This is a genomic window from Phreatobacter sp. (assembly GCF_051860605.1).
GTDB lineage: Bacteria > Pseudomonadota > Alphaproteobacteria > Rhizobiales > Phreatobacteraceae > Phreatobacter.
Genome location: NZ_JBHYDR010000007.1, coordinates 1 through 21,436, shown reverse-complemented (window position 1 = coordinate 21,436; position 21,436 = coordinate 1). Strand labels below are relative to the sequence as shown.

At 69.1% G+C, this 21,436-nt stretch carries 20 protein-coding genes; 11 read left to right on the top strand and 9 right to left on the bottom strand.

What is annotated here, in order from left to right; genetic code table 11:
* Positions 1–67: 67 nt before the first annotated feature.
* The 3 genes from ACTIFS_RS13530 to ACTIFS_RS13520 all read left to right on the top strand — a co-directional run bounded on the left by ACTIFS_RS13530 (position 68) and on the right by ACTIFS_RS13520 (position 2,458).
* On the top strand, positions 68–973 hold the full coding sequence (locus ACTIFS_RS13530) for an MBL fold metallo-hydrolase (protein ID WP_439574638.1): 906 nt from the start codon (positions 68–70) through the stop codon (positions 971–973).
* Between the two features lie 124 nt (positions 974–1,097).
* The gene (locus ACTIFS_RS13525) at positions 1,098–2,132 is read left to right on the top strand and encodes a methionine synthase (protein ID WP_439574637.1); all 1,035 of its coding nucleotides are present in this window, start codon (positions 1,098–1,100) and stop codon (positions 2,130–2,132) included.
* Complete coding sequence (locus ACTIFS_RS13520; RefSeq protein WP_439574636.1) at positions 2,132–2,458, top strand: NIPSNAP family protein; 327 nt, start codon at positions 2,132–2,134, stop codon at positions 2,456–2,458. Before ACTIFS_RS13525 ends, ACTIFS_RS13520 begins: the two co-directional genes overlap by 1 nt.
* A 37-nt stretch (positions 2,459–2,495) precedes the next feature.
* Here the strand turns inward: ACTIFS_RS13520 and ACTIFS_RS13515 are convergent, their stop codons facing one another.
* The 8 genes from ACTIFS_RS13515 to ACTIFS_RS13480 all read right to left on the bottom strand — a co-directional run bounded on the left by ACTIFS_RS13515 (position 2,496) and on the right by ACTIFS_RS13480 (position 9,659).
* Complete coding sequence (locus ACTIFS_RS13515) at positions 2,496–2,903, bottom strand: hypothetical protein (protein ID WP_439574635.1); 408 nt, start codon at positions 2,901–2,903, stop codon at positions 2,496–2,498.
* A gap of 94 nt (positions 2,904–2,997) precedes the next feature.
* Complete coding sequence (locus tag ACTIFS_RS13510; protein ID WP_439574634.1) at positions 2,998–3,366, bottom strand: nitrile hydratase accessory protein; 369 nt, start codon at positions 3,364–3,366, stop codon at positions 2,998–3,000.
* Positions 3,363–4,043 carry a nitrile hydratase subunit beta gene (nthB, locus tag ACTIFS_RS13505; RefSeq protein ID WP_439574633.1) on the bottom strand — a complete coding sequence of 227 codons (681 nt, stop codon included), beginning with the start codon at positions 4,041–4,043 and terminating at the stop codon, positions 3,363–3,365. Before nthB ends, ACTIFS_RS13510 begins: the two co-directional genes overlap by 4 nt.
* The gene (gene nthA, locus ACTIFS_RS13500; protein ID WP_439574632.1) at positions 4,040–4,690 is read right to left on the bottom strand and encodes a nitrile hydratase subunit alpha; all 651 of its coding nucleotides are present in this window, start codon (positions 4,688–4,690) and stop codon (positions 4,040–4,042) included. The genes nthB and nthA overlap by 4 nt, the downstream gene beginning before the upstream one ends.
* Before the next feature lie 131 nt (positions 4,691–4,821).
* Complete coding sequence (locus tag ACTIFS_RS13495) at positions 4,822–5,346, bottom strand: hypothetical protein (RefSeq protein ID WP_439574631.1); 525 nt, start codon at positions 5,344–5,346, stop codon at positions 4,822–4,824.
* Between the two features lie 201 nt (positions 5,347–5,547).
* Positions 5,548–7,281 (bottom strand): AMP-binding protein, encoded by a 1,734-nt coding sequence (locus ACTIFS_RS13490; protein WP_439574630.1) that lies wholly within the window; start codon positions 7,279–7,281, stop codon positions 5,548–5,550.
* Between the two features lie 90 nt (positions 7,282–7,371).
* Complete coding sequence (locus ACTIFS_RS13485; RefSeq protein ID WP_439574629.1) at positions 7,372–7,653, bottom strand: EscU/YscU/HrcU family type III secretion system export apparatus switch protein; 282 nt, start codon at positions 7,651–7,653, stop codon at positions 7,372–7,374.
* On the bottom strand, positions 7,650–9,659 hold the full coding sequence (locus ACTIFS_RS13480; RefSeq protein WP_439574819.1) for a flagellar hook-length control protein FliK: 2,010 nt from the start codon (positions 9,657–9,659) through the stop codon (positions 7,650–7,652). The genes ACTIFS_RS13485 and ACTIFS_RS13480 overlap by 4 nt, the downstream gene beginning before the upstream one ends.
* 174 nt (positions 9,660–9,833) lie before the next feature.
* Between ACTIFS_RS13480 and ACTIFS_RS13475 the strand changes: the two genes are divergently transcribed.
* Both ACTIFS_RS13475 and ACTIFS_RS13470 read left to right on the top strand, forming a co-directional pair.
* Positions 9,834–12,260, top strand: a complete 2,427-nt coding sequence (locus ACTIFS_RS13475) for an OmpA family protein (RefSeq protein ID WP_439574628.1) — start codon at positions 9,834–9,836, stop codon at positions 12,258–12,260.
* Between the two features lie 11 nt (positions 12,261–12,271).
* The gene (locus tag ACTIFS_RS13470) at positions 12,272–13,273 is read left to right on the top strand and encodes a hypothetical protein (RefSeq protein WP_439574627.1); all 1,002 of its coding nucleotides are present in this window, start codon (positions 12,272–12,274) and stop codon (positions 13,271–13,273) included.
* A gap of 294 nt (positions 13,274–13,567) precedes the next feature.
* Here the strand turns inward: ACTIFS_RS13470 and flhA are convergent, their stop codons facing one another.
* On the bottom strand, positions 13,568–15,697 hold the full coding sequence (gene flhA / locus ACTIFS_RS13465) for a flagellar biosynthesis protein FlhA (RefSeq protein ID WP_439574626.1): 2,130 nt from the start codon (positions 15,695–15,697) through the stop codon (positions 13,568–13,570).
* A gap of 170 nt (positions 15,698–15,867) precedes the next feature.
* Between flhA and ACTIFS_RS13460 the strand changes: the two genes are divergently transcribed.
* The 6 genes from ACTIFS_RS13460 to flbD all read left to right on the top strand — a co-directional run.
* The gene (locus ACTIFS_RS13460; RefSeq protein ID WP_439574625.1) at positions 15,868–16,245 is read left to right on the top strand and encodes a hypothetical protein; all 378 of its coding nucleotides are present in this window, start codon (positions 15,868–15,870) and stop codon (positions 16,243–16,245) included.
* Between the two features lie 124 nt (positions 16,246–16,369).
* Positions 16,370–18,028 carry a flagellar basal-body MS-ring/collar protein FliF gene (gene fliF, locus ACTIFS_RS13455; protein ID WP_439574624.1) on the top strand — a complete coding sequence of 553 codons (1,659 nt, stop codon included), beginning with the start codon at positions 16,370–16,372 and terminating at the stop codon, positions 18,026–18,028.
* 41 nt (positions 18,029–18,069) lie between these two features.
* On the top strand, positions 18,070–19,110 hold the full coding sequence (gene fliG / locus ACTIFS_RS13450) for a flagellar motor switch protein FliG (RefSeq protein ID WP_439574818.1): 1,041 nt from the start codon (positions 18,070–18,072) through the stop codon (positions 19,108–19,110).
* A 10-nt stretch (positions 19,111–19,120) separates the two neighbouring features.
* Complete coding sequence (locus tag ACTIFS_RS13445) at positions 19,121–19,759, top strand: FliH/SctL family protein (RefSeq protein ID WP_439574623.1); 639 nt, start codon at positions 19,121–19,123, stop codon at positions 19,757–19,759.
* On the top strand, positions 19,756–20,127 hold the full coding sequence (fliN, locus tag ACTIFS_RS13440; RefSeq protein WP_439574622.1) for a flagellar motor switch protein FliN: 372 nt from the start codon (positions 19,756–19,758) through the stop codon (positions 20,125–20,127). The genes ACTIFS_RS13445 and fliN overlap by 4 nt, the downstream gene beginning before the upstream one ends.
* A 13-nt stretch (positions 20,128–20,140) precedes the next feature.
* Positions 20,141–21,436 (top strand): sigma-54-dependent transcriptional regulator FlbD (gene flbD, locus ACTIFS_RS13435; RefSeq protein ID WP_439574621.1); only part of this gene is annotated, 1,296 nt, incomplete at its 3' end.

The window sequence follows — 21,436 nt, the reverse complement described above, 5'->3', positions numbered from 1 at the left end:
GCTTGTCCGCCCCTGGACCGGCCGGTATCGACTCGGGAGCAGTGATCGCAGAAGTGGAAGGCGCGACATGACCAGTTCTTCGGCCTCGCGCCTCGATTTCGGCCGTGTCTCGGTCTTCCTTGGCGACAAGAACGGCAAATATCCCGACGGCAATCAGGTGATTGTCACGGGCGCCGACACGCGGGCGGTGTTCGACACGCCGATTTCCGCCAACCGCATCGGCGCGGACTTCGACACGGCGGACCTGGCCATTCTCGGCCATGTCCATGAGGACCATATGGCCGGCCTGCACCGCCTGCCCGGCGCAGCGGTCCATGTACCGGAGGCCGATCTGGCCGCAGCGCGCAGCTGGGAGGGCCTCGCCGCCGCCTATGGCACGCGCGAGGATCGCCTGCCGGCCATGCTGGACAAGTTCCGCCGCGATTTCTTCTATGCCCCGCGCCCGGACGCCATCCCCTATGCCGACGGAGCCGTCTGGGACCTCGGCGGCACGCGTGTCACGGCCATCCACATGCCCGGGCACACCGCGGGACATTCGGTGCTGCTGATCGAGCCGGAGGGCATTGCCTGCCTCGGCGACATCGATCTGGGCGGCTTCGGGCCCTATTACGGCGATGCCTCGTCGAGCCTTGCCGACTTCCGCCGCACGCTGGCGCGGGTGGCCGACATTCCCGCCAGCGTCTGGGTCACCTTCCACCATCGCGGGGTCTATACCGACCGGACGAAGCTGCTCGCCGACCTTGCCGCCTATGCGGCGAAGCTTGACGAGCGATCGGACCGGCTGCTTGCCATGCTGGGCGAGGGCCCCCGCTCGCTCGGCGATCTGGTCGCCACCCGCCTGCTCTATCCGCCGGACCATGCCGAGCCCTGGGTCGACGATGTCGAGGCGCTGACGATCCGCCGGCATCTCGACGAGCTCATCGCTGCGGGACAGGTCGCCGTGGAGGATAACGGGCGCTTCGTTCGTTGCTGAAGGCCGGGCAGGGCTGGCCTCGCCTGTGGCCACTCGCCTTTCCCGCCCGGGCGCGCCATGATCCCGGCCAATCGCCCGCCACGAGGCGGTGGCTGCCATTGCAACGGCCTCCGGGAGAGACTTTATGCTGAAGACCACGATTGCCGGTTCGCTGCCGAAGCCGTCATGGCTGGCCGAGCCGGGGCGGCTCTGGGCGCCCTGGCAGATCGAGGGCGCACGTCTCGACGAGGCCAAGCTCGATGCGACGGTTCTTGCGGTCAAGCTTCAGGAGGATGCTGGCATCGACATTGTCGGCGACGGCGAGCAGGCGCGCGTCCATTTCGTCCACGGCTTCCTCGCCAATCTCGACGGCATCGACTTCGACAAGAAGACGATCATGGGCATCCGCAACAACCGCTATGACGCGGAGGTGCCGACCGTCACCGGGCCGATCCGTCGCAAGGGGCCGGTCCACGACCGGGAGGCGAGGGCGGCGCGCGCCCATACCGGCCGCAAGCTGAAATTCACCCTGCCGGGGCCGATGACCATTGTCGACACGATCGCCGACGAGCATTACGGCCGGCGTGAGGACCTTGCCATGGCCTTCGCGGCGGTGCTGAACGAGGAGGCGCGCGAACTGGAGGCCGTCGGCGTCGATGTCGTGCAGTTCGACGAGCCGGCCTTCAACGTCTACATGCCGCAGGTGCGCGAATGGGGCATGGCGACGCTGGAGCGCGCCGCCGAGGGCCTGACATGCACCACCGCCGTCCACATCTGCTACGGCTACGGCATCAAGGCCAATATCGACTGGAAGGCGACGCTCGGCGGCCAGTGGCGGCAGTACGAGGAGACCTTCCCGGTGATCGCCGCCTCGAAGATCGACCAGGTCAGCCTCGAATGTGCCAATTCGAAGGTGCCGATCGACCTGATCCGCCTGCTCGACGGCAAGGACGTGCTGGTCGGCTGCATCGATGTGGCGTCCGACTCGGTGGAAAGCCCCGAGCAGGTGGCCGCCACCATCCGCGAGGCGCTGAAATTCGTCGCGCCGGAGAAGCTCTATCCCTGCACCAATTGCGGCATGGCCCCGATGGGGCGTGACATTGCCTATGCGAAGCTCGCGGCGCTCTCGGCCGGGGCCCGCATGGTCTGCGAGGAACTCGGCAAGGAGACCGTCGGCTGATGATCTACGAACTGCGCATCTACAATTGCCTGCCCGGCCGCCTGCCGAAGCTGCTGACGCGCTTCAACGACCACACGCTGGCGCTGTGGGAGCGCCACGGCATCCGGCAGGCCGGCTTCTGGACCACGGCCATCGGCCCGTCCAACAACGACCTGACCTACATGCTGGCATGGGAGAGCATGGCCGAGCGCGAGAAGAAATGGGCAACCTTCATGGCCGACCCGGACTGGATCGCCGCCCGCAACGACAGCGAGAAGGACGGGCCGATCATCGCCAATGTGGCGAGTTCGTTCCTGGCCCCGACGGCCTTCTCCTCGGTGAAATAGGCCGGGAGGGGGCGGGCCTGAGACCCGCCCCCGCACCTCACTCGGTGGTGAAGCGCGTCGTGCCGGCCGAACGGTTGTAGAAGATCGTCACGCGCGACACCTGGCACAGGTTCACGCCGCGGAACTCTGCGGTCTCCCGGTCGTCATAGACGACCTTGATGTCGAACGCGCATTCATTGGATCCGCCGGGAAAGCGGACATTGAGGACCTGGCCCTCCTCGAGGCTGTTGTCGCCCATGAGGTCGTCGCCCCATGAGTCCTGCGAGGCCGCGCTGACATAGACCTCCTCGATCGTGTAGCCGGTTCGGTTGACCAACTGGAAGTCCTGCTGGGACTGGGCCTGGGCTTCGGCAGCGGTCATGAGGGAGAGCGCGGCGAAGGCCGCGAAGAGAAGCGCGCGCATGGCGGTGCATGTCTCGTGATCGATCCGCAGGCGCCGGGTCATGAGGGGCGGATCAGGTTGAATCGGGTCGGTGCCGCTGGCAGATTCGCCACAGCCCCGAGCCTGCGTCAATCCGCCGCGGGCGCGCGCCGGTGGCCTAGTCCATGCGGCCGAGCACGATCGGCTCGCCGTGCGGGGTTGCCTCGGCGGCGGCGTGCCAGGCCGCGGTCGCCGCCTCGATGGCGGCGGCATCGGTGACCCCCTTGGCCACCACCAGCCGTTCAAGCGCCTTCAGCCAGTGCTGGTAATAGGTGTCGCCCGCATCGGGGTCGCCGGCTGCCTGCGCCGACCGGATCTCGGCGGACAGCGTCTCGGCCCATTCCGGCCAGATGAACAGGCCCTTGCCGTGCAGTGTCACGGCCAGAGCGAAGGCATGCGCCTCCCAGGGCTCGCGAAACACGGGGCCGCCGGCATCGCAGGGAATGTGGGGCAGGGCCGCGAGATCGGGCCCAGGGGAAGCCGTCATGCGGCCGGCTCCAGATAGCTGTCCCAGGCATCGACCGAGACCGAAGCGGTCGGGTCGGCGTCCGGGCGGAACAGGTCGGTGCTGGCAAAGCGCACCGTGTAGAGCCATTCGGGCGCCTCGCCGGCGCCTGCGGCGCTGGCATCGGCAAAGACGTGGATGCCGTGAAGGTGGGTCACGGTGCCGGTCCGGCCCTGGACGTAGCGCGGCAGGCGGGTATGGCCGACCGGATGCGGGACATCCCGCGTCGTCACGCGGTCGCCGACCGCGAAGCGGGCGGGCACGTCGCTGTGGCGCTCCGTTGGTCCGCCGCGGGCAAGCGTTGCCGCAACGTCCGCCGCGGCCAGCCGGCGCTTCACCGGCAGGGGCGCATCGAGGGCGCGGCCGGCGGCAAGCTCGGCCTCCGTCACCAGGCTCCGCTCGACGAGAAGGCGCTCCAGACCGCCGGTCCAGACCTTGTAGTAGCTCATGCCGAGATAGCCCGGCTGCTGTTCGCGGGCGGCGCGCGACTGGTCGATGGTCCACGACCCGGTCGCGCCCATGGCGAGGGTGAGGGCCAGCGCCCGCTTTTCCCAGTCGGCGTGGAACCACGGCTCGTCCTGCTCCGGGACCACCGGGCCGAAGCCGGTGCGACCGCCAAGATCGGCATGGGTCACATAGGTCTGGCCGTTCGGGCTCATGCGGCGTCCTCCGCCGGCAGGGCGAGCCCCGTGCCGATCATGGAATCCCGGGTGACAAGCCGGGCGAGCCGCTCCTCGTCCCAGGTCTCGGTTCCGGCCGGGCGTTCGGGCAGCACGAGGTAGCGGACCTCGGCGGTCGAATCCCAGACCTTGATCTGCTTGTCTGAGGGCAGGGTCACGCCGAAATCGGCCAGCACGCCGCGCGGGTCGCGCACCGCCTTGGCCCGGTAGGGCGCAGACTTGTACCAGACCGGCGGCAGGCCGAGCACCGGCCACGGATAGCAGGAACACAGGGTGCAGACGACCATGTTGTGGGTGTCGGCGGTGTTCTCCACCGCCACCATGTGCTCGCCCTGACGACCGGTGAAGCCGAGTTCGGCGATGGCGGCGGTAGCATCCTTCTGCAGCCGCTCGCGATAGGCGGGGTCGGCCCAGGCCCTTGCCACGACGCGGGCGCCATTGTGCGGGCCGACCCGCGTCTCGTAGGTCTCGATCACCTGGTCGAGGGCGGCCGGATCGACATAGCCCTTTTCGGTCAGGATCGTCTCGAGCGCGCGCACGCGCGCGTCCATTTCGGCGAGTTCGGAATGGTCGTGGTGATGATGGTCGTGGTCGTGGTGGTCGTCGTGATCGTGAGGGTCGGCCATCGCTGCACTCCCGGCGGGTGCGGAACGCTAGCCCGCTCGCCGTGCCGAGAAAAGCCGTGGCCCGCATGGCAGCAGCGAAAGGGCACGGGAGTGGTCCTCCCGCGCCCCTCGCATGATGGTGACCTCAGGTCTCAGTAGCGGGCCTGACGCTCCAGGCCCTGCGGGCCGCGGCCCGGCTGGACAGCGCCCGGCTGGCGGCCACCCGGCTGGCCAGCGCCCTGGCCGGGGTTCTGCGGCCGCTGGTGCTGGCGGATCGCTCCTTCCCAGAAGGCCGTCAGAGAGGCACGGGCGGCCTGGGCGGTGCGGGTGGCGCAGCCCTCCTCGCCGAGGAAGGTGCGGGCATCGCGCATGCCGATCTGGGTGATCTCGCCGTGGCCGGCATTGTTCAGGTTGGTCACGGCGTTGCGGACACCCTCGAAGATGGGCATGGCCAGAAAGTCGCAGCGCGCGTCGTACCACTGGGTGAAGCCGGCGAGATAGGCGACGCGGCGGTCGAGAACGGCCTGGTCCTGGTGGCCGAAGGCCTGCTCGATCTGGTTGTTGGCGATGCCCTGGATCAGGTGGTCCTGCTCGTAGGGGGAGGCCTTGGCGCCGGTCGCGCCGAGGGTGACAGCGGCCATGGCCGCGGCGAAAGCGATGGTGGCGAACTTGGTCATGGTCCTGCTCCTGTTTCACTGGAGGCCGGCCCGTCCGGCTTCCTTGGGCACCATGAGTAGGCCGGACCCTTGCGCGGCTGAATTGCAGCGGGTTGCAGCCGGTTGCGGATGATGGAGGGGACCTGAAACGGCAAAGGGCCGCTCCCGGAAGGAGCGACCCCTGACACCCCCGCGAGGGGATGAATGCTGGCGGGCCGGTCTTCAGCTCTTGGCGAGCCTGGCCAGTTCCTCGGCCCTCAGATCCTTGCGCAGGATCTTGCCGACATTGGTCTTGGGCAGATCGGTGCGGAACTCGATGAATTTCGGCACCTTGTAGGCGGTCAGGTGCTCGCGGCAGAAGTCGCGGAGCTGATCGACCGAGGCCTGCGTGTCGGGCTTGGTGACGATGAAGGCCTTCACCGCTTCGCCCGCCGCGCCGTCCGGAACACCGATGACGGCCACCTCGAGCACGGCGGGATGCTTGGCCAGCGTGTCCTCCACCTCGTTGGGGAAGACGTTGAAGCCGGAGACCAGCACCATGTCCTTCTTGCGATCGACGATGCGGAAGAACCCGTCCGCGTCCTGCGTGGCGATGTCGCCGGTATAGAGCCAGCCGTCGCGGATGGTTTTTGCCGTCTCCTCGGGCTTCCTCCAGTAGCCGGCCATGATCTGCGGGCCGCGCGCGATCAGTTCGCCCGGCTGGCCGAGCGGCACCTCCTTGCCCTCGTCGTCGACGCATTTGATGTCGGTGGAGGGCACCGGAATGCCGATCGTGCCCTCGCGGACATTGCCGAAGGGGTTGAACGACAGAACCGGCGAGGACTCGGTCAGCCCGTAGCCCTCGATGACCGGCGTGCCGGTCACCTCCTGCCAGCGCTTCGCCACGGCGTCCTGAAGCGCCATGCCGCCGGCCGAGGCGGTCTTCAGCGTCTTGGGCGGGTTGTCGCGGAACCAGGGGTCGTTGTTCAGGCCGTTGAACAGGGTGTTCACGCCGGTCAGCGTGGTGATCGGATATTTCTCGAAGGCTTTCTGAAGGTTGGTCAGCGGCCGCGGATTGGGGGTCAGCACGTTGTGGGCGCCCAGATACCAGAACCCCAGCATGTTCACCGTGAAGGCGAAGATATGGTAGAGCGGCAGCGCCGTGAGGATCGTCTCCTTGCCCTTCTCGAGGTTGGAGGCGACCATCTCCAGCGCCTGGGCCATGTTCATGATCAGGTTGCCATGCGTCAGCATGGCGCCCTTCGAGACGCCCGTCGTTCCGCCGGTATATTGCAGCACGGCCAGCGTATCGAGGCCGACGCCGTCCGTGTAGGCCGCGATCTTCGAGGATTCCTTGCGCCCCTCGCCCGAGGCAAGGGCCGCCTGGAAGGTGGTGTGCGCCACCGTCACCGGCTTGACCGACTTGTCCTTGTATTTCTGCACGAGGCCGACCAGCGTGCCCTGGAGCCAGGGCATGAACTCGGTGATGCGGAGGACACAGACGTTCGGCACCTTGTGGATGGCGAAGGCGGCCGGCAGCTTGTCCGCGAACATGTCGATGACGACCAGCAGGTCCGGCTCGCCATCGGCGAAGACCTTGCCCATCTCCTCGGCGGTGTAGAGCGGATTGATGTTGATGAGGACGCAGCCGGCCTTGAACACGCCATAGGCGACGATCGGGAAGGCCAGCGCATTGGGCATCTGCAGCGCGACGCGCGAGCCCGGCTTGAGCTTCAGGTCCTCGCGCAGATAGGTGGCGAAGGCGTCCGACCAGCGGTCGACCTCGGCATAGGTCAGGCTGCCGCCCATGCCGTTGGGCAGGCATAGCGAGAAGGCGGTGTTGTCCGCATAGGTGCGGGCGATGGACCGGACCATGGCGGCCAGGTTCGGATGGGGCGCCTCATCGATCGTGTGGCGAACGCCGACGGGGTAGAACTGCGTCCAGGGCCTGGTGGGGGTATCGGCAACTTCGGTCATGCGGTCCTCCCGGGAAATGTTTTGTCTATCCAGCCCGAAATGGACGGCCACGGCAAGCGCCACGCCCCCGAACCGGTTCCATGAGTGGTCTTAACGCAGCTTTCCAGCCGCGCGCAGCACGAAACCGATGACTTCGGCCACGGCGCGATACAGCTCCTCGGGTACCTCCTCATCCACCGCGACACCGGCCAGCGCCTCGGCCAGCGCCGGATTGCCCTCGATGGCGATGCCATGCTCGCGGGCAACCTCGACGATCTTCTCGGCGACAGCGCCGCGTCCGCTGGCCGTCACCCGCGGGGCATGATCGCGGCCGTGCTCATATTCGAGAGCGACGGCAAGTCCCGGCGGCGGCGTGTCCGGATCGCCGGTCATGACAGGCGGTCCAGGCGCGCGGGCAGGGAACGGCGGTCCGTGGCGCGCCGGGCGGACTCGGTCGGGCGGCCAGCGGCGATCGTCAGGTCGTCAATGGCGAATGCCGAGGCCTCCAGAGCCTCCGACAGGGCGCTCCGGGCGGCGGCAAGCCTGTCCGCGGTGCCGTCGCGCTCGGCCCAGAGCTGGACGCCGACATGGCCCGCCTGCCACCTCACGCAGGCGTGGATCGGGCCGAGCGGCTCGGCGTCCATGGAGAAGCGCAAGGTCCAGCTGCGCCCGGCGACTTCCCGTCCTTCCGCATTGCCTTCGCCGTCGTCGCGGACGATGAGCATCTGCATCATGGCGGTCTCGGCGCCGAGACGCAGCGGCACCTCGACGCTGGTCTGGACCGGCGCATCGGCGCGTGCCGCGTCCCGACCATCGGGAAGCGAGGCGGCCTGCAGGAGCAGGATGCGGGCGAGCGCCGATTCGGTGCGGTCGGCCAGGATCAGGGCGACCTCCGAGGGCGTCGCGAAGGCGCCGATGGAGGGAGCGACCGGCATCTGGCCCTCCGGCAGTCCGCCGCGCAGGGGCGGGCGCGCGTGCGCGGCCTGACGAAGGTCCTGGCCGGCATCGGGCGCGTCGCCGTCAGGCAAACCAGGGAGGGTCGTCCGCCAGTCCGCCAGCGCATCGCGCAGGCCCGCAAGTGCCGCCTTGAGGTCGGGCGGAGGCACCATTCCGGGCGGCAGGGCGGCGAGGCGCGCCTCCAGGAAGGTGCCGGACCCGGCCACGGCCCGTGCCAGCGCCTGAGGCGAGGCGGCCGCCTCGACCGGCATCCGGAAGCCGAGTACGGCCGCCATGGCGCGCATCACCGGCTCCGGCATGGCCCGCAGGGCCTCCGGTGCCTTGCCGCCGGCAATGGCTGCGAGATCGGCGAACAGCGGTGCAAGGCTTTCCTGCCGGCCCGCAGCCTGCCGGACGGCGGCTGTCAGGGTGGCGCGCGGCCCGGCCTCCGGCCGGCCGGCTGCTTCGCCGGGGCCATCGCGAGCGCCGGCGAGGCGGCCGGCATCAGGCGCGCCGCGGGCGGCGGTGGCGATCTGTGCGCCGTCCATGCCGGCGCGGAGGTTGCCGGCATCGCGGGCGGCCATGGCCACCAGCGCCGCGACGGCCCCTGCCGGTCCTGCAACCGTTGCCGGTGGGACGAGGGGAGCGGTGCCCGGCAGGGTCTGGCCAGGCCCCCTGCTTGCCGCGGTGGCGCCTGCCGGATGGGCCGGCCCTGACGCGCCTGCCGCCAGCTCCCGCGTTGATGCGGCGATGACTGCCGGCGCTGCCTGAGCGGGCAATGCTGGCGTTGCGAGGACGGTTGCTGCCCCTGCCGCAGACATCGCCTGGGGCAAGATGCCTGCCGCCGGTATGGCCGCCGTTCCTGCCAGCACCGGGGGCGCGGGCGCAGCCGTGGCGGAACCCTGACCTATGGGCACCTGAGCTGTGGGAACCGGAGCCGCTGGACCTTTCGGCGCGGCGGCCGACGCGGCGGATGGTGCAGCAGCCGGGCCCTGCACCATGGACGCAGCCGTGGCACCCTGGCCCTGCGGTGCGTCCGGCGGGACCGCCGCCATCCCCGTTGAGGCCGGGGCGGGGCCGGCCTGCGCCATCAGCACCTGCAACGCCGTCGTTGATGCGGCGGCCGCAGAGGGCAGGCTGCCGCGAGCATTTGCCATTGCGGCAGGTAGGGTCGCGGCCGGCCGTGCCGCCTCGCCGGGCGGCAGGGCACCGAGAATCAGCCGGACCGCCTGCCCCTGACGCTCGACGGTCAGCGTCAGGGTCTGGCCGACGGGCAGGGGCTGGGGCGTACGCACCTCGAGAGGGCGATCGGCAATGAGCAGGCGCGCCAGCCCGTCGGACAGCATGGCGACCACTTTGGCTTCGACCGTTTGCCCCGGCTTCAGGCCGAGTTCGGTCACGAACGCGCGCATGCGTCCTTCGTCGTTGACCTGACTTGCCAGCACGGGCAGGACGCGTTCCATGCTCACGTGGGCATCTCCCCTGGTTTGGTGGGAGTGTGTCTTCAGGATGATGACCGATTCGCTTAAGCCGATCTTGACTCCCGTTGAGCCGGTTCACGAATGTGGTGTCTGCTCGCGCGATCGACGCGGGGCAAGGGTCGTGCCGGCCCGGTATTGCGTGTGAGGGGCTCGTCCATGTTGTTGCAGCCGCGTCGATGGCTCTGGGGGCTGCTGCCGATGGCGCTGGCCGCCGGCGGCTCGCTCTGGTGGAAGCAGGCGGATATCGAGGCCGATCTCGCCAGCCGCGCGCAGCAGGCGATCTCCCGTTCCTCGACAGTCGATGGCAAGCCCTGGGCCGAGATCGTGGTGCGCGGCCGCGATGTCGTGATCGCCGGCACCGGTCCGTCCGGGGAGGCCCTCGGGGCGGCCGAGGACACCGCCGAGGCGCAGTCGGGTGTCCGGCGCGCGGATGCCCGGCCGGCAGCGCTGCTGCGGCAGGTGGAGACATTCGGCTGGTCGGCGCGGCGCGAGGGCAATGCGCTGACCCTTTCGGGCCATGTGGCGCCCGACGGCTCGCGTGCCCAGCTTCTGGAGGCCGCACGCCGCCTCATGCCGGATGTCGAGGTGACCGACCTGATGGAGGTCGTGCGCGGCGGGCCATCGACGGCTCTTGGCGCGGGCCTTCTGGGCCTTCAGCAACTCGCCCGCGTGACCAGCGGTTCTGCCACCCTGACAGGCTCGGCCTTCACCTTTACCGGCACCGCAGCCGACGCAGCCACGCGCGCTGCGATCGCCCATGCGCTGTCGACGCTGCCACAGGGGATCGAGCGGCGCGGCATCAATCTCGCGATCGCCCGGCCAGACGGTGAATCGCCCGCCATGAGCGATCCCGGCCCGTTCAGCGCCGCCCTGCCCGTGCCGCCACCGCCCGATGTGGTTCAGTGGTCCGCCAGCCGCGGCACGGACGGCATCCTGACCTTGTCGGGCATGGTCGGCTCCGAGGCCATTCGCGCGCGCCTGCTCGAGGCGGCCATGGCGGCCACCACCGGGCCGGTGGTCGATGCCATGACACTGGTGGAGGGCCTGCCCGAGGCCGTCGAGGCCCAGGCCCTTTCGGCGCTCGGCCACCTGCGCCGGCTGGCATCCGGTACGGTTGCCATCTCGGGCTCGGCCCTGTCGGTGCGGGGCACGGCCGAGAATGCCGAAGCGCTGCAGGCGCTCTCGGCGCTTGCCGGGCGGGGCGAGGGTGGGCTGACGGCCGGCGAACTGGCGATCGCGCCGCCGCTGGCCGATCCGTTCACCTGGCGCGCGCGTCGGGCCGGCAATGCGCTGACGCTGTCCGGCAACGTGCCCTCCGAGGCAGAGCGCAGCGCCGTCGTCGAGGCCGCGCGCGCGATTGCCGGAGGGGCGCCGGTCGTCGACGAGATGCGCCTGGCCAGCGGACTGCCGCAGGGGGTCGACTTCACCGTGGTCACCCGCGCGGCCCTCGCCCAGCTCGGCCGCCTCGCGGAAGGGGCCGTGCAGCTCTCCAACGCCCGGCTGACGCTGACCGGCCGCGTGCCCGACTTCCCGACGGCCCTGGGCATCCGCCAGGCCATGGCGGCTCTCGGAGCGCCGGTGACCGCCACGGTCGACATCACGCTTCCGCCGGCCGAGATTCCGCCGCCGCCTGCGGTTCCCGACCTCTCGCCCGATCTGGTGGCGCCGCTCCCGCCGCCGACACCGCCAGCCCCTGCAACGCCAACACCTGCATCGCCGACGCCTGCAACGGCGCCCGCTACAACGACGCCCCCTTCAACGGCACTCCCAGCGCAGCGAGCGGCAGCGAGTGTCGCACCTGCAGCGCAGGCGCCATCGCCGCTGACTCCGCCTGCCCCTGCCTCCCCGCCGCCGCTGGTGATCCTGCCGCCGCCGGACATGCCCCCTGCGGTGGAGCTGTCGGCCCGCGAGCTGGCGCCCGCGCCGCAAGCCGCCGCCCCGGCGCCACCTCTCGTGATCCTGCCGCTGCCGGCCATGCCTCCAGCGGTCGAACTGCCGGCCAGCGAGCTTCAGCCGCCCGCGCCGCCGCAGCCTCTCGTCATCCTGCCGCTTCCGGACATGCCGCCCACGGTCGAGTTGTCGGCCAGCGAGCTTCAGCCGCCTGCGCCGCCTGCGCCGCCGGCTGCCGCACCGCCGGCTGCTGCCGCGCCCGCCCGTCCTCCCGGCGAGATCCCCCCGCCGCCGGCTCCTGCGCCGGTCATGCTGCCTGGTCCCGATTGTTCGGTGATCATCCAGACGGCGCTGGAGGGCGACCGCATCCTGTTCGACTACTGGAAGGCGGAGAAGCGCGCGGAGCATGAGGCCGTGCTCGACCGGCTTGCCGCCGGCATCCGTCGCTGCGAGCCGCAGGAGCGGATCGAGGTGGCCGGCCATGCCGATATCCACAACCGGACCAACCAGAACCAGAAGCTCTCGGAGGAGCGGGCGGGGCTGATGCGCGACGAACTGGTCCGTCGCGGCGTGCCGGCCGACATGCTGGTGGTGGTGGGCTATGCCGAGACCCGGCCCGTCGTCCCCAACGACACCGAGGACAACCGCGCGCTGAACCGGCGCGTGGAGTTCCACGTGCAGCCGCGGCGCTGAGGAGCGGGTCAATGGTGTATCTGGTTCAGACCTTCGCTGTTCCGCTCATCGCCACGCTGGTGCTCGGGCTCGTCTTCGGCTGGGTGGCGGCGGTCAAGGAAGACCGTGGCCGCAGCGGCTGGGCGGCGCTGGCGATCACCCTGTTCGCGGCCATGGTGGTGGCCTCGGCGCTCAAGTGGCTGCCGGGCCGGCCGGGCCTGTGGCTCGATACCTTCGTGCTGTTCTCCGGTGCCTATCTGATCGGATGCGTCGTGGGGGGCCTTGCCCATGGGCTGGGCGGCCGGCCGAGCGACCTGGCGGTCGCGGGCGCGGGCGCGGGTCCTGCCGCGGCGATGGCCGAGCCTCTCCCGCCGGTGCAGTTGTCGGGTGCCGCCGCCGCGGCCGAGGCGATGGCACAGGGGGACAAGCCGCAGGGCATCGATGCGCCGCGCGAATCCCGGCCCGACGACCTGAAACTCGTCCGCGGCATCGGCCCGCAGAACGAAGCGCGCCTCAACGCCCTCGGCATCTGGCACTTCGACCAGATCGCGGCCTGGACGGCCAAGGAAACCATGTGGGTCGGCGGCTATCTGGCCTTCCCCGGACGGATCGAGCGCGAGGACTGGGTCGGGCAGGCGGCGACCCTGGCCGCTGGTGGAACCACTGCGTTCTCGGAACGCGCCGGCCGCGGCGAGGTTGCGACCTCTCGAACGGGAGTGGGCGATCTCGGTCATGCCGACGACCGGGCGCGGCCGCAGGGCCTTGTCGGACCGCGCGGGGGTGTCGCCGACGATCTCGAACTGATTCGCGGTGTCGGCAAGGAGATCGAGGGCAAGCTCTATGGTCTCGGCCTGTGGCACTTCGACCAGATCGCGGCACTCAGCGAGGCCGAACTCGGCTATATCTCGGCCTATGTCGGGGCTCCCGGGCGCGCAGTTCGCGACAACTGGTCCGGCGAGGCGCGGATCCTGGCCGGAGGCGGGGAGACCGAGCATTCGCGGCGCATCAAAGCCGCCCGCCGGCAGGACGGCTGAGCCGGTCGCGGCGACAGGAAAAAGGCCCCGCGGCGACCGCGGGGCCCTGGAAACACCGGTGGTGTCCGGTCCTGTCAGATCAGATAGTGGACGCCTGCCGCGATGATGAGCGACCAGACGATGAAATTGGCCGTGACGGTGACAGCCACGGCCTGAGCCGGCGACATGCGGAACCTCATGGTCTCGGGCCTCCTGTCAGGAGCACCCATCCCCGTGAGAAGCTTCGCCGAGGCGCATGCCCGGGTCGACCAGAAGTTGAATCGAAGGTTAACGCGCCGTCCCGCTCCGGAGCGGTCAGACGCCCGCCACCGTCTTCAGGCGCACGCGCGGGTGGATCTCGGCCTGGCTGAGCACCGGCGTCTGTGCGCGGAAGCGCTCGACGATGGAGCGCACGAAGGGCCGGATGCCGGGCGAGGTCAGCAGGACCGGCGCCTCGCCCATGCGCGCGGCATCCTCGAAGGCATCGCGGACCAGCATGATGAACTCGGATAGCTTGGACGGCTGCATGGCCAGCTGGCGGTCGTCGCCCTGGCCGATGATCGAGTCGGCGAAGGCCTGCTCCCATGCCGGCGACAGGGCAACGAGGGCGAGCGCGCCATCGAACCCGGCATATTGCGCGCAGATCTGGCGGGCGAGCCGGGCACGGACATGCTCGGCGATCTGGGAGGGCGAGCGCGTGAACGCCACCGCCTCGGCGATCCCCTCCAGGATGGTCGGCAGGTCGCGGATCGACACGCGCTCGGCAAGCAGGAGTTGCAGCACACGCTGGATGCCGGACACCGTGATCTGGTTCGGCACCAGGTCCTTCATCAGCTCGGCCTGCTCCTTCGGCACCTCCTTCAGAAGCTTCTGCACCTCGGAATAGCTCAGGAGATCGGCCACATTGGCCTTGATGATCTCGGTCAGGTGGGTGGACAGCACGGTGGCGGCGTCCACCACGGTATAGCCGCGCACGCTCGCCTCCTCCTTCAGTGCGGCATCCACCCAGGATGCGGGGAGGCCGAAGGTCGGCTCGGTCGTGTGAACGCCTGGCAGGTCGACCTGCCCGCCGGCCGGATCCATGACCATGAAATGCTGCGGCCAGATCTGGCCCTGACCTGCCTCCACCTCCTTGACGCGGATGATGTACTGGTTGGGCGAGAGCTGGACATTGTCGAGGATGCGGACCGACGGCATGATGAAGCCCATGTCGGAGGCAAACTGGCGCCTCAGGGCCTTGATCTGGTCGGTCAGCCGGTCCGAGCCGCCCTCGGACTGGACCAGCGGCAGCAGCCCGTAGCCCAGCTCGATCTTCAGGTCGTCGATCTTGAGGATGGAGCCGATCGGTTCCTCCGCCGGCGGCGCGGCGGCGGCGGCCTGTTCCGCGGCCTGCTGGATGGCGGCCGTATCGGCCACGCGGCGCGCCTCGCGGCTGAGGGTGTGTGCGGCATAGCCGGCAAGCGCCGCCAGGCCGGCGAACGGCAGGAAGGGGATGCCGGGCAGCAGGGCCATGGCGCCCATGACCGCCGCCGAGAGGCCCAGCGCCTTGGGATAGCCGGTGAGCTGGCGGATGACAGCCTGGTCGGCCGAGCCGGTCACGCCGGCCTTGGAGACCAGGAGGCCGGCCGCAGTCGAGATGATCAGCGCCGGCACTTGGCTCACCAGGCCATCGCCCACTGTCAGGATCGTGTAGGTGCGCGCGGCCTCGCCGAACGGCATGCCCTGCTGGGCGACACCGATGATCAGGCCGGCGATGACGTTGATGAAGGTGATGAGCAGGCCGGCAATGGCATCGCCCTTCACGAATTTCGAGGCACCGTCCATGGCGCCGTAGAAGGCGCTTTCGTCCTCCAGGTCCTTGCGCCGCCGCTTGGCGGTCTGCTCGTCGATGAGGCCGGCGGAGAGGTCCGCGTCGATCGCCATCTGCTTGCCCGGCATGGCGTCGAGGGAGAAGCGGGCCGCCACCTCCGCGATGCGGCCGGAGCCCTTGGTGATGACGATGAAATTCACGATCACCAGGATCGCGAAGACGATGATGCCGATGATGAACGAGCCGCCCATCACGAAATTGCCGAAGGCCTCGATGACATAGCCGGCTGCTGCCGTGCCCTCGTGTCCGTTCGACAGAATGAGGCGGGTGGAGGCGAGATTGAGCGACAGGCGCAGCATCGTCGCGATCAGCAGCACCGTCGGGAAGGAGGAGAACTCCAGCGGACGGTGGATGAACAGCGCGGTCATCAGGATCATGACCGAGGAGATGATCGACACCGCCAGGATCAGGTCCAGCAGGATCGGCGGCATCGGGAAGATCAGGATCACGAGGATCCCGATGACGCCGGTCGCCATCCACAGGTCCGGCCGGCGCCACCAGCCGCCAACCTCCCCGAGGAAGGAACTGGCCGGCGAGGCCCCGGTCCGGGCGGGTGCAACCGTGACGTCGGTCATGCGCTTCCCCGGCCGGTCGCGCGTCCGGCCAATCGTGAACGATAGTGGGCAAGAAATGCCGGGCGGATGGTTAACGGGAGGTTACAGCCGGGCAGAAGCACGACCGCTTGTCGGCGGCGGCGGCGGATGCCACATCTCCGATGGCCATCTTGCCGATACAGGATCCGACCATGACCGATTTCCGTTCCTATGGCGCCGGCGGCACGCCGGGAGGGCTGATCGCCTTCTTCGTCGGGCTGGGCATGACCATTGCCGGAGCCTGGCTGGTCACCAACCAGGTGTCGGTCCATGGCGGGTCCTGGACGCTGGGCGGCTATTCGGCCTTCGGCCTGTCGCTGGTGCCGATCCTGTTCGGCATCGGCATGCTGTTCTTCGACGGGCGCTCGCGCCTCGGTTTCCTGCTGCTTTTCGCAGGAGTGGTGATCATCGCGGCGGGCATCCTGACCAACCTGACCATCTATTTCGTGCCGACGAGCCTGTTCAACACGCTGATGATGCTGGGGCTGACGGCTGGCGGAATCGGGCTCGTGCTGCGCTCTCTGCGATGAAAAAGCGACACCTGATCCGGATCGCACCGGCGCGTTAACCAGTCGGTAACCACCCACCCGGCAAATCTTGCCCAGCGGACGCGGCCCAGGGCTGCGCTGCTTCGGGCAGAGGGCTGGTGGCGTCTTGAACGGCATCCTGGAGTTTCTGAAGAATCTCGGCGCGCCCCGGGTCGCGGCCATGGGCGCCGTCGCGCTCGGGCTCGTCGGATTCTTCGTCTACATCATCCTGCGCATGAGCCAGCCGCAGATGGCGCTGCTGTTCTCCGACCTGACGCTCGAGGATTCGGCGCAGGTGGTGAAGGAGCTTGAACGGCGGCAGGTGCGGTTCCAGTTGCGCGGCGACGGCGGGCAGATCTTCGTCACCCAGGACCAGGTGGCCCGCGTGCGCATGCAGTTGGCCGAAGGCGGCCTGCCGCGCGGCGGCGGCGTCGGCTACGAGCTGTTCGACAAGGGCGATGCCCTGTCATCGACCTCCTTCGTCCAGAACATCAATCACCTCAGGGCCATGGAGGGCGAACTCGCCCGCACGATCCGGGGCATCGAGCGCGTCCAGTCCGCCCGCGTCCATCTCGTCCTGCCCGACCGCCCCCTGTTCTCGCGCGAGCGGGTCGAGCCCACCGCCTCCATCGTGCTGAGGGTGCGCGGCGGGCTCGAGCCCCAGCAGATCCGGGCCGTCCGCCATCTCGTCGCCTCGGCGGTCCGGGGCCTGTCGCCGCAGCGCGTCTCCATCGTCGATGAAGGCGGCCGGCTTCTGGCCGATGGTGCGGGCGACGCCAATGGCATGATGGGCGCGACCACCGACGAGCGCCGCATCGGCTACGAGCGGCGGCTGCGCGAGCAGGTCGAGAGCATCATCGCCTCCGTCGTCGGCCCCGGACGGACCCGTGTCCAGATCGCCGCCGACATGGACTTCAACCGCATCACCCAGACGACCGATGATTTCGATCCCGAGCGGCGCGTGGTGCGCTCGACCCAGACGCGCGAGGAGCAGTCGAACTCCAATGGCGGCGGCGACGGACAGGTAACGGTCGGTAACGAACTGCCGGGTGCGAACCAGGGCGGTGCGCAGCAGCAGGCCAATCGCGAGGCCAGCCGGAAGTCAGAGGAGACGGTCAATTACGAGATCGCGCGCACCCAGCGCACCGAGGTGATCGAGGGCGGCCGCGTCAAGCGCGTCTCGGTCGCCGTGCTGGTCGACGGCATCTATGCCCGCGACGGCGAGGGCAACGTCAACTACCAGCCCCGTCCGCAGGAGGAACTGGAGCGGATCGGTGCGCTCGTGCGCTCGGCGATCGGCTTCGACCAGCGCCGCGGCGACCAGGTCGAGATCGTCAACCTGCGCTTTGCCGAAGCGCCGCAGCTTGCCCCGACCGAGGCGCCGAGGCCCTGGTGGATGGTCTACGACCTGACCAAGGAGGACATCCGCTATGCCATCGAACTGCTGGTGCTGCTGGTCGTCTCGCTGCTGGTTCTGTTGTTCGTGGTTCGCCCGCTGATGCGCCGCATCCTCACGCCGGAGCCCCCGGCACCGCTGGCACTGCCCGGAGGCGGCTCGCTCGGCGGCGACGCCGGCAGAAGCGAGGAGGCGGAGCGTTCGACGATCACCTCGCCATCGATCGCACCGGGCATGGAGAACGCAACGCTGAAGATGATCGAGATCGCCAAGCTGCAGGGCGAGGTGCATCAGGCCTCGCTCGCCAAGGTGGGCGAACTGGTTGACAAGAACCCGCACGAGACCGTGTCCATCATCCGCCAGTGGCTGAATGACGGGGATGCGAAGTGACGATCGCCCAGATCCAGCGCGATGCCGAGTTTGGCCAGGCCCTGGCGGCGCTTGCCGATGCCGGGCGCATCGACACCGAGGCGGCCAGGGGCCTGAACGGCCAGCAGCGGGCGGCGATCCTCATGCTGACGCTCGGCGACAAGGTCTCGGCCCGCATCTGGAAGCTGCTCGACGATGACGAGATCCGCATCCTGTCGGTCGCCATGTCGCAGCTGGGCACCGTCGGGCCGGAGATTGTCGAGAGCCTGCTCCTGGAGTTTGTCGGGCGGCTGTCGGCATCGGGCGGGCTGATGGGCAATTTCGACGCCACCGAACGGCTGCTGTCGCAGTTCATGCCGACCGAGCGGGTCGCCATGCTGATGGAGGAAATCCGCGGGCCGGCCGGCCGGAACATGTGGGAGAAGCTCTCCAACGTTCAGGAGCAGGTGCTCGCCAACTATCTGAAGAACGAATATCCGCAGACGGTCGCGGTGGTGCTGTCCAAGATCAAGCCGGAACATGCCGGCCGCGTTCTGGCCATCCTGCCCGAGGAGTTCGCGCTCGACGTGGTCGGCCGCATGCTCAAGATGGAGGCCGTGCAGAAGGACGTTCTCGAGCGTATCGAGCAGACGCTGCGGACCGAGTTCATGTCCAACCTGTCGCAGACCCAGCGCCGCGATTCCCACGAGGCGATGGCGGAGATCTTCAACTCCTTCGACCGCCAGACCGAAACACGCTTCCTGACCGCCCTCGAGGAGCAGAGCCGCGACTCGGCCGAGCGGATCAAGAACCTGATGTTCACCTTCGACGATCTCGCCAAGCTCGATGCGGGCTCCGCCCAGACGCTCGTCCGCAACATCAACAAGGACAAGCTGGCGATTGCCCTGAAGGGCGCCAACCAGACCATGCGCGACTTCTTCCTCGGCCAGATGTCCACGCGCGCGGCCAAGATGATGCAGGACGACATGCAGGCACTCGGCCCCATGCGCCTGAAGGATGTCGACGAGGCCCAGGCGATCCTCGTCAATCTCGCCAAGGACCTCGCGGCCAAGGGCGAGATCATGATCTCCAAGAACCGTGCCGACGATGAACTGGTCTTCTGAGGGCGCCCCCATGACAAGACCGGTCAAGTTCCTGTTCGACACCGAATTCGTGGCAGAGGCGCGCAAGGCGGCCGAGCCCAAGGTGACGCTTGCCGAGCACCAGCAGCTTCTGGCGCTGGCCAGGCAGGAGGGCTATGCGAGCGGCTTCGTCGATGGCGAGGGCGAGGCGCAGCGGTCCATCCAGCGGCAGCAGGCCATCGCCTTCGATGCGGTCGGCCAGCGGCTGGCCGCCGCCGCCGCGGCGCTGGATGCCCTGGAAGGCCGGCTGGAGCAGGAGGCCATCGACATCGCCGTTGCCGTGGCCGGCAAGCTTGCCGCGGGCCTCATCGCGCGCCAGCCGCTGGAGGAGATCCGCCGGCTCGTCGGAGAGTGCTTCGCCAATCTGCGCGGCGTGCCGCATCTGGTGATCCGCGTCCATGACGACCTGCTGGAACGCGCCCGCGAGGAACTGACCCGTCTTGCCGCGGAACGCGGCTTCGAGGGCCGGCTGGTCATCCTCGCCGAACCGGTCATCGCGCCCGGCGACTGCCGCATCGAATGGTCCACGGGCGGCATCATGCTCGACCGCGACGAGATCACGGCGCGCATTGCCGAGGCCGTGGACCGCTACCTTGCCTCCCACTCCTCCGCGTCTGAGAGGACGTCATGATCGACACGCCCGAAAACGGCATGCCGCTGCCGGACCTGGACTCCGTGCCCGAGGCCGACCTGGTGCCCGGACAGGGTGCCGGCTTCCCCTCCATGGCCGCCGACGAGAGCGGGGGGCCGCATGGCGCCGCCGAGCTCGAGGCCGTCTTCGACGTGCCGGTGAACGTCTCGGCCGTGCTTGGCCGCACGCACATGGATGTCGGCGACCTGCTGAAGCTCGGGCCGGGCGCCGTGCTCGAACTCGATCGCAAGGTGGGCGAGGCCATCGACATCTATGTGAACAACCGCCTCGTCGCGCGCGGCGAGGTGGTGCTCGTCGAGGACAAGCTCGGCGTGACCATGACTGAAATCATCAAGGCCGACCGGTGAAGGACCGACAACCATGCGCCTCCTGATCGTCGGAACCCTCAAAGGCCAGCTCTCCATCGCCACCAAGATGGCTGTGGACAAGGGGGCTGCCGTCACCAGCGCCGAGGACATCGAGACCGCCCTGCGCGTCATGCGCGCCAAGGGCGCCGACCTCGTCATGATCGACGTGGCGCTCGACGTGCGGGCGCTCGTCAAGGCCTTCTCCGACGAGATGATCGCGGTGCCGGTGGTCGCTTGCGGCACCTCGAACGATGCCCGCGCCGCCGTTGCGGCGATCCACGCGGGTGCCAAGGAATACATCCCGCTGCCGCCGGATCCGGAACTGATCGCGGCGGTGCTCGCGGCCGTCGCCAACGATGCCCGGCAGCTCATCTACCGCGACGAGGCCATGGCGCGTGTCGTCCAGCTGGCCAACCAGGTCGCCGGCTCTGATGCCTCGATCCTGATCACCGGCGAGAGCGGCACCGGCAAGGAGGTTCTCGCGCGCTATGTGCATGCCAAGTCGAACCGCGCGAAGGCGCCGTTCGTGGCCGTGAACTGCGCGGCCATCCCCGACAACCTGCTGGAAAGCGAGCTGTTCGGCCACGAGAAGGGCGCCTTCACCGGCGCGGTGGCCCGGCGCATCGGCAAGTTCGAGGAGGCCAATGGCGGCACGCTGCTGCTCGACGAGATTTCCGAGATGGACATCCGTCTGCAGTCCAAGCTCTTGCGCGCCATCCAGGAGCGGGTCATCGACCGGGTCGGCGGCACGCGCCCCGTGCCCGTCGATATCCGCATCCTTGCGACCTCCAACCGCGCGCTGGCGGATGAGGTGCGCAAGGGCACGTTCCGAGAGGACCTGCTCTATCGCCTGAACGTTGTGAACCTGAAGCTGCCGCCGCTGCGCGAGCGCCCGGCCGACATTCTGGAACTGGCGGGCCATTTCGCCAGGAAATATGCCGAGGCCAACGGCGTGGCGGTGAAGCCGCTTTCCGCCGAAGCGCGGCGCCAGCTGACCGTTGCCCGCTGGCCGGGCAATGTGCGGGAACTGGAGAACACGCTGCACCGGGCGGTGCTGCTCTCATCGGGTCCGGAGATCGGCACCGACGCCATCCGCACGCCGGATGGTGCGCGCCTCGACGAGCGCCGCGGGCCCGATCAGGTGGCGGCGCAGGCGGCCATTGCGGCCGAGGCAGTGACGCGCGGCCTCGTCGGCCGCACCGTCGCCGATGTCGAGCGCGATCTGATCCTCGACACGCTCGGCCACACGCTCGGCAACCGGACCCATGCCGCCAACACACTCGGCATCAAGATCCGCACGCTGCGCAAC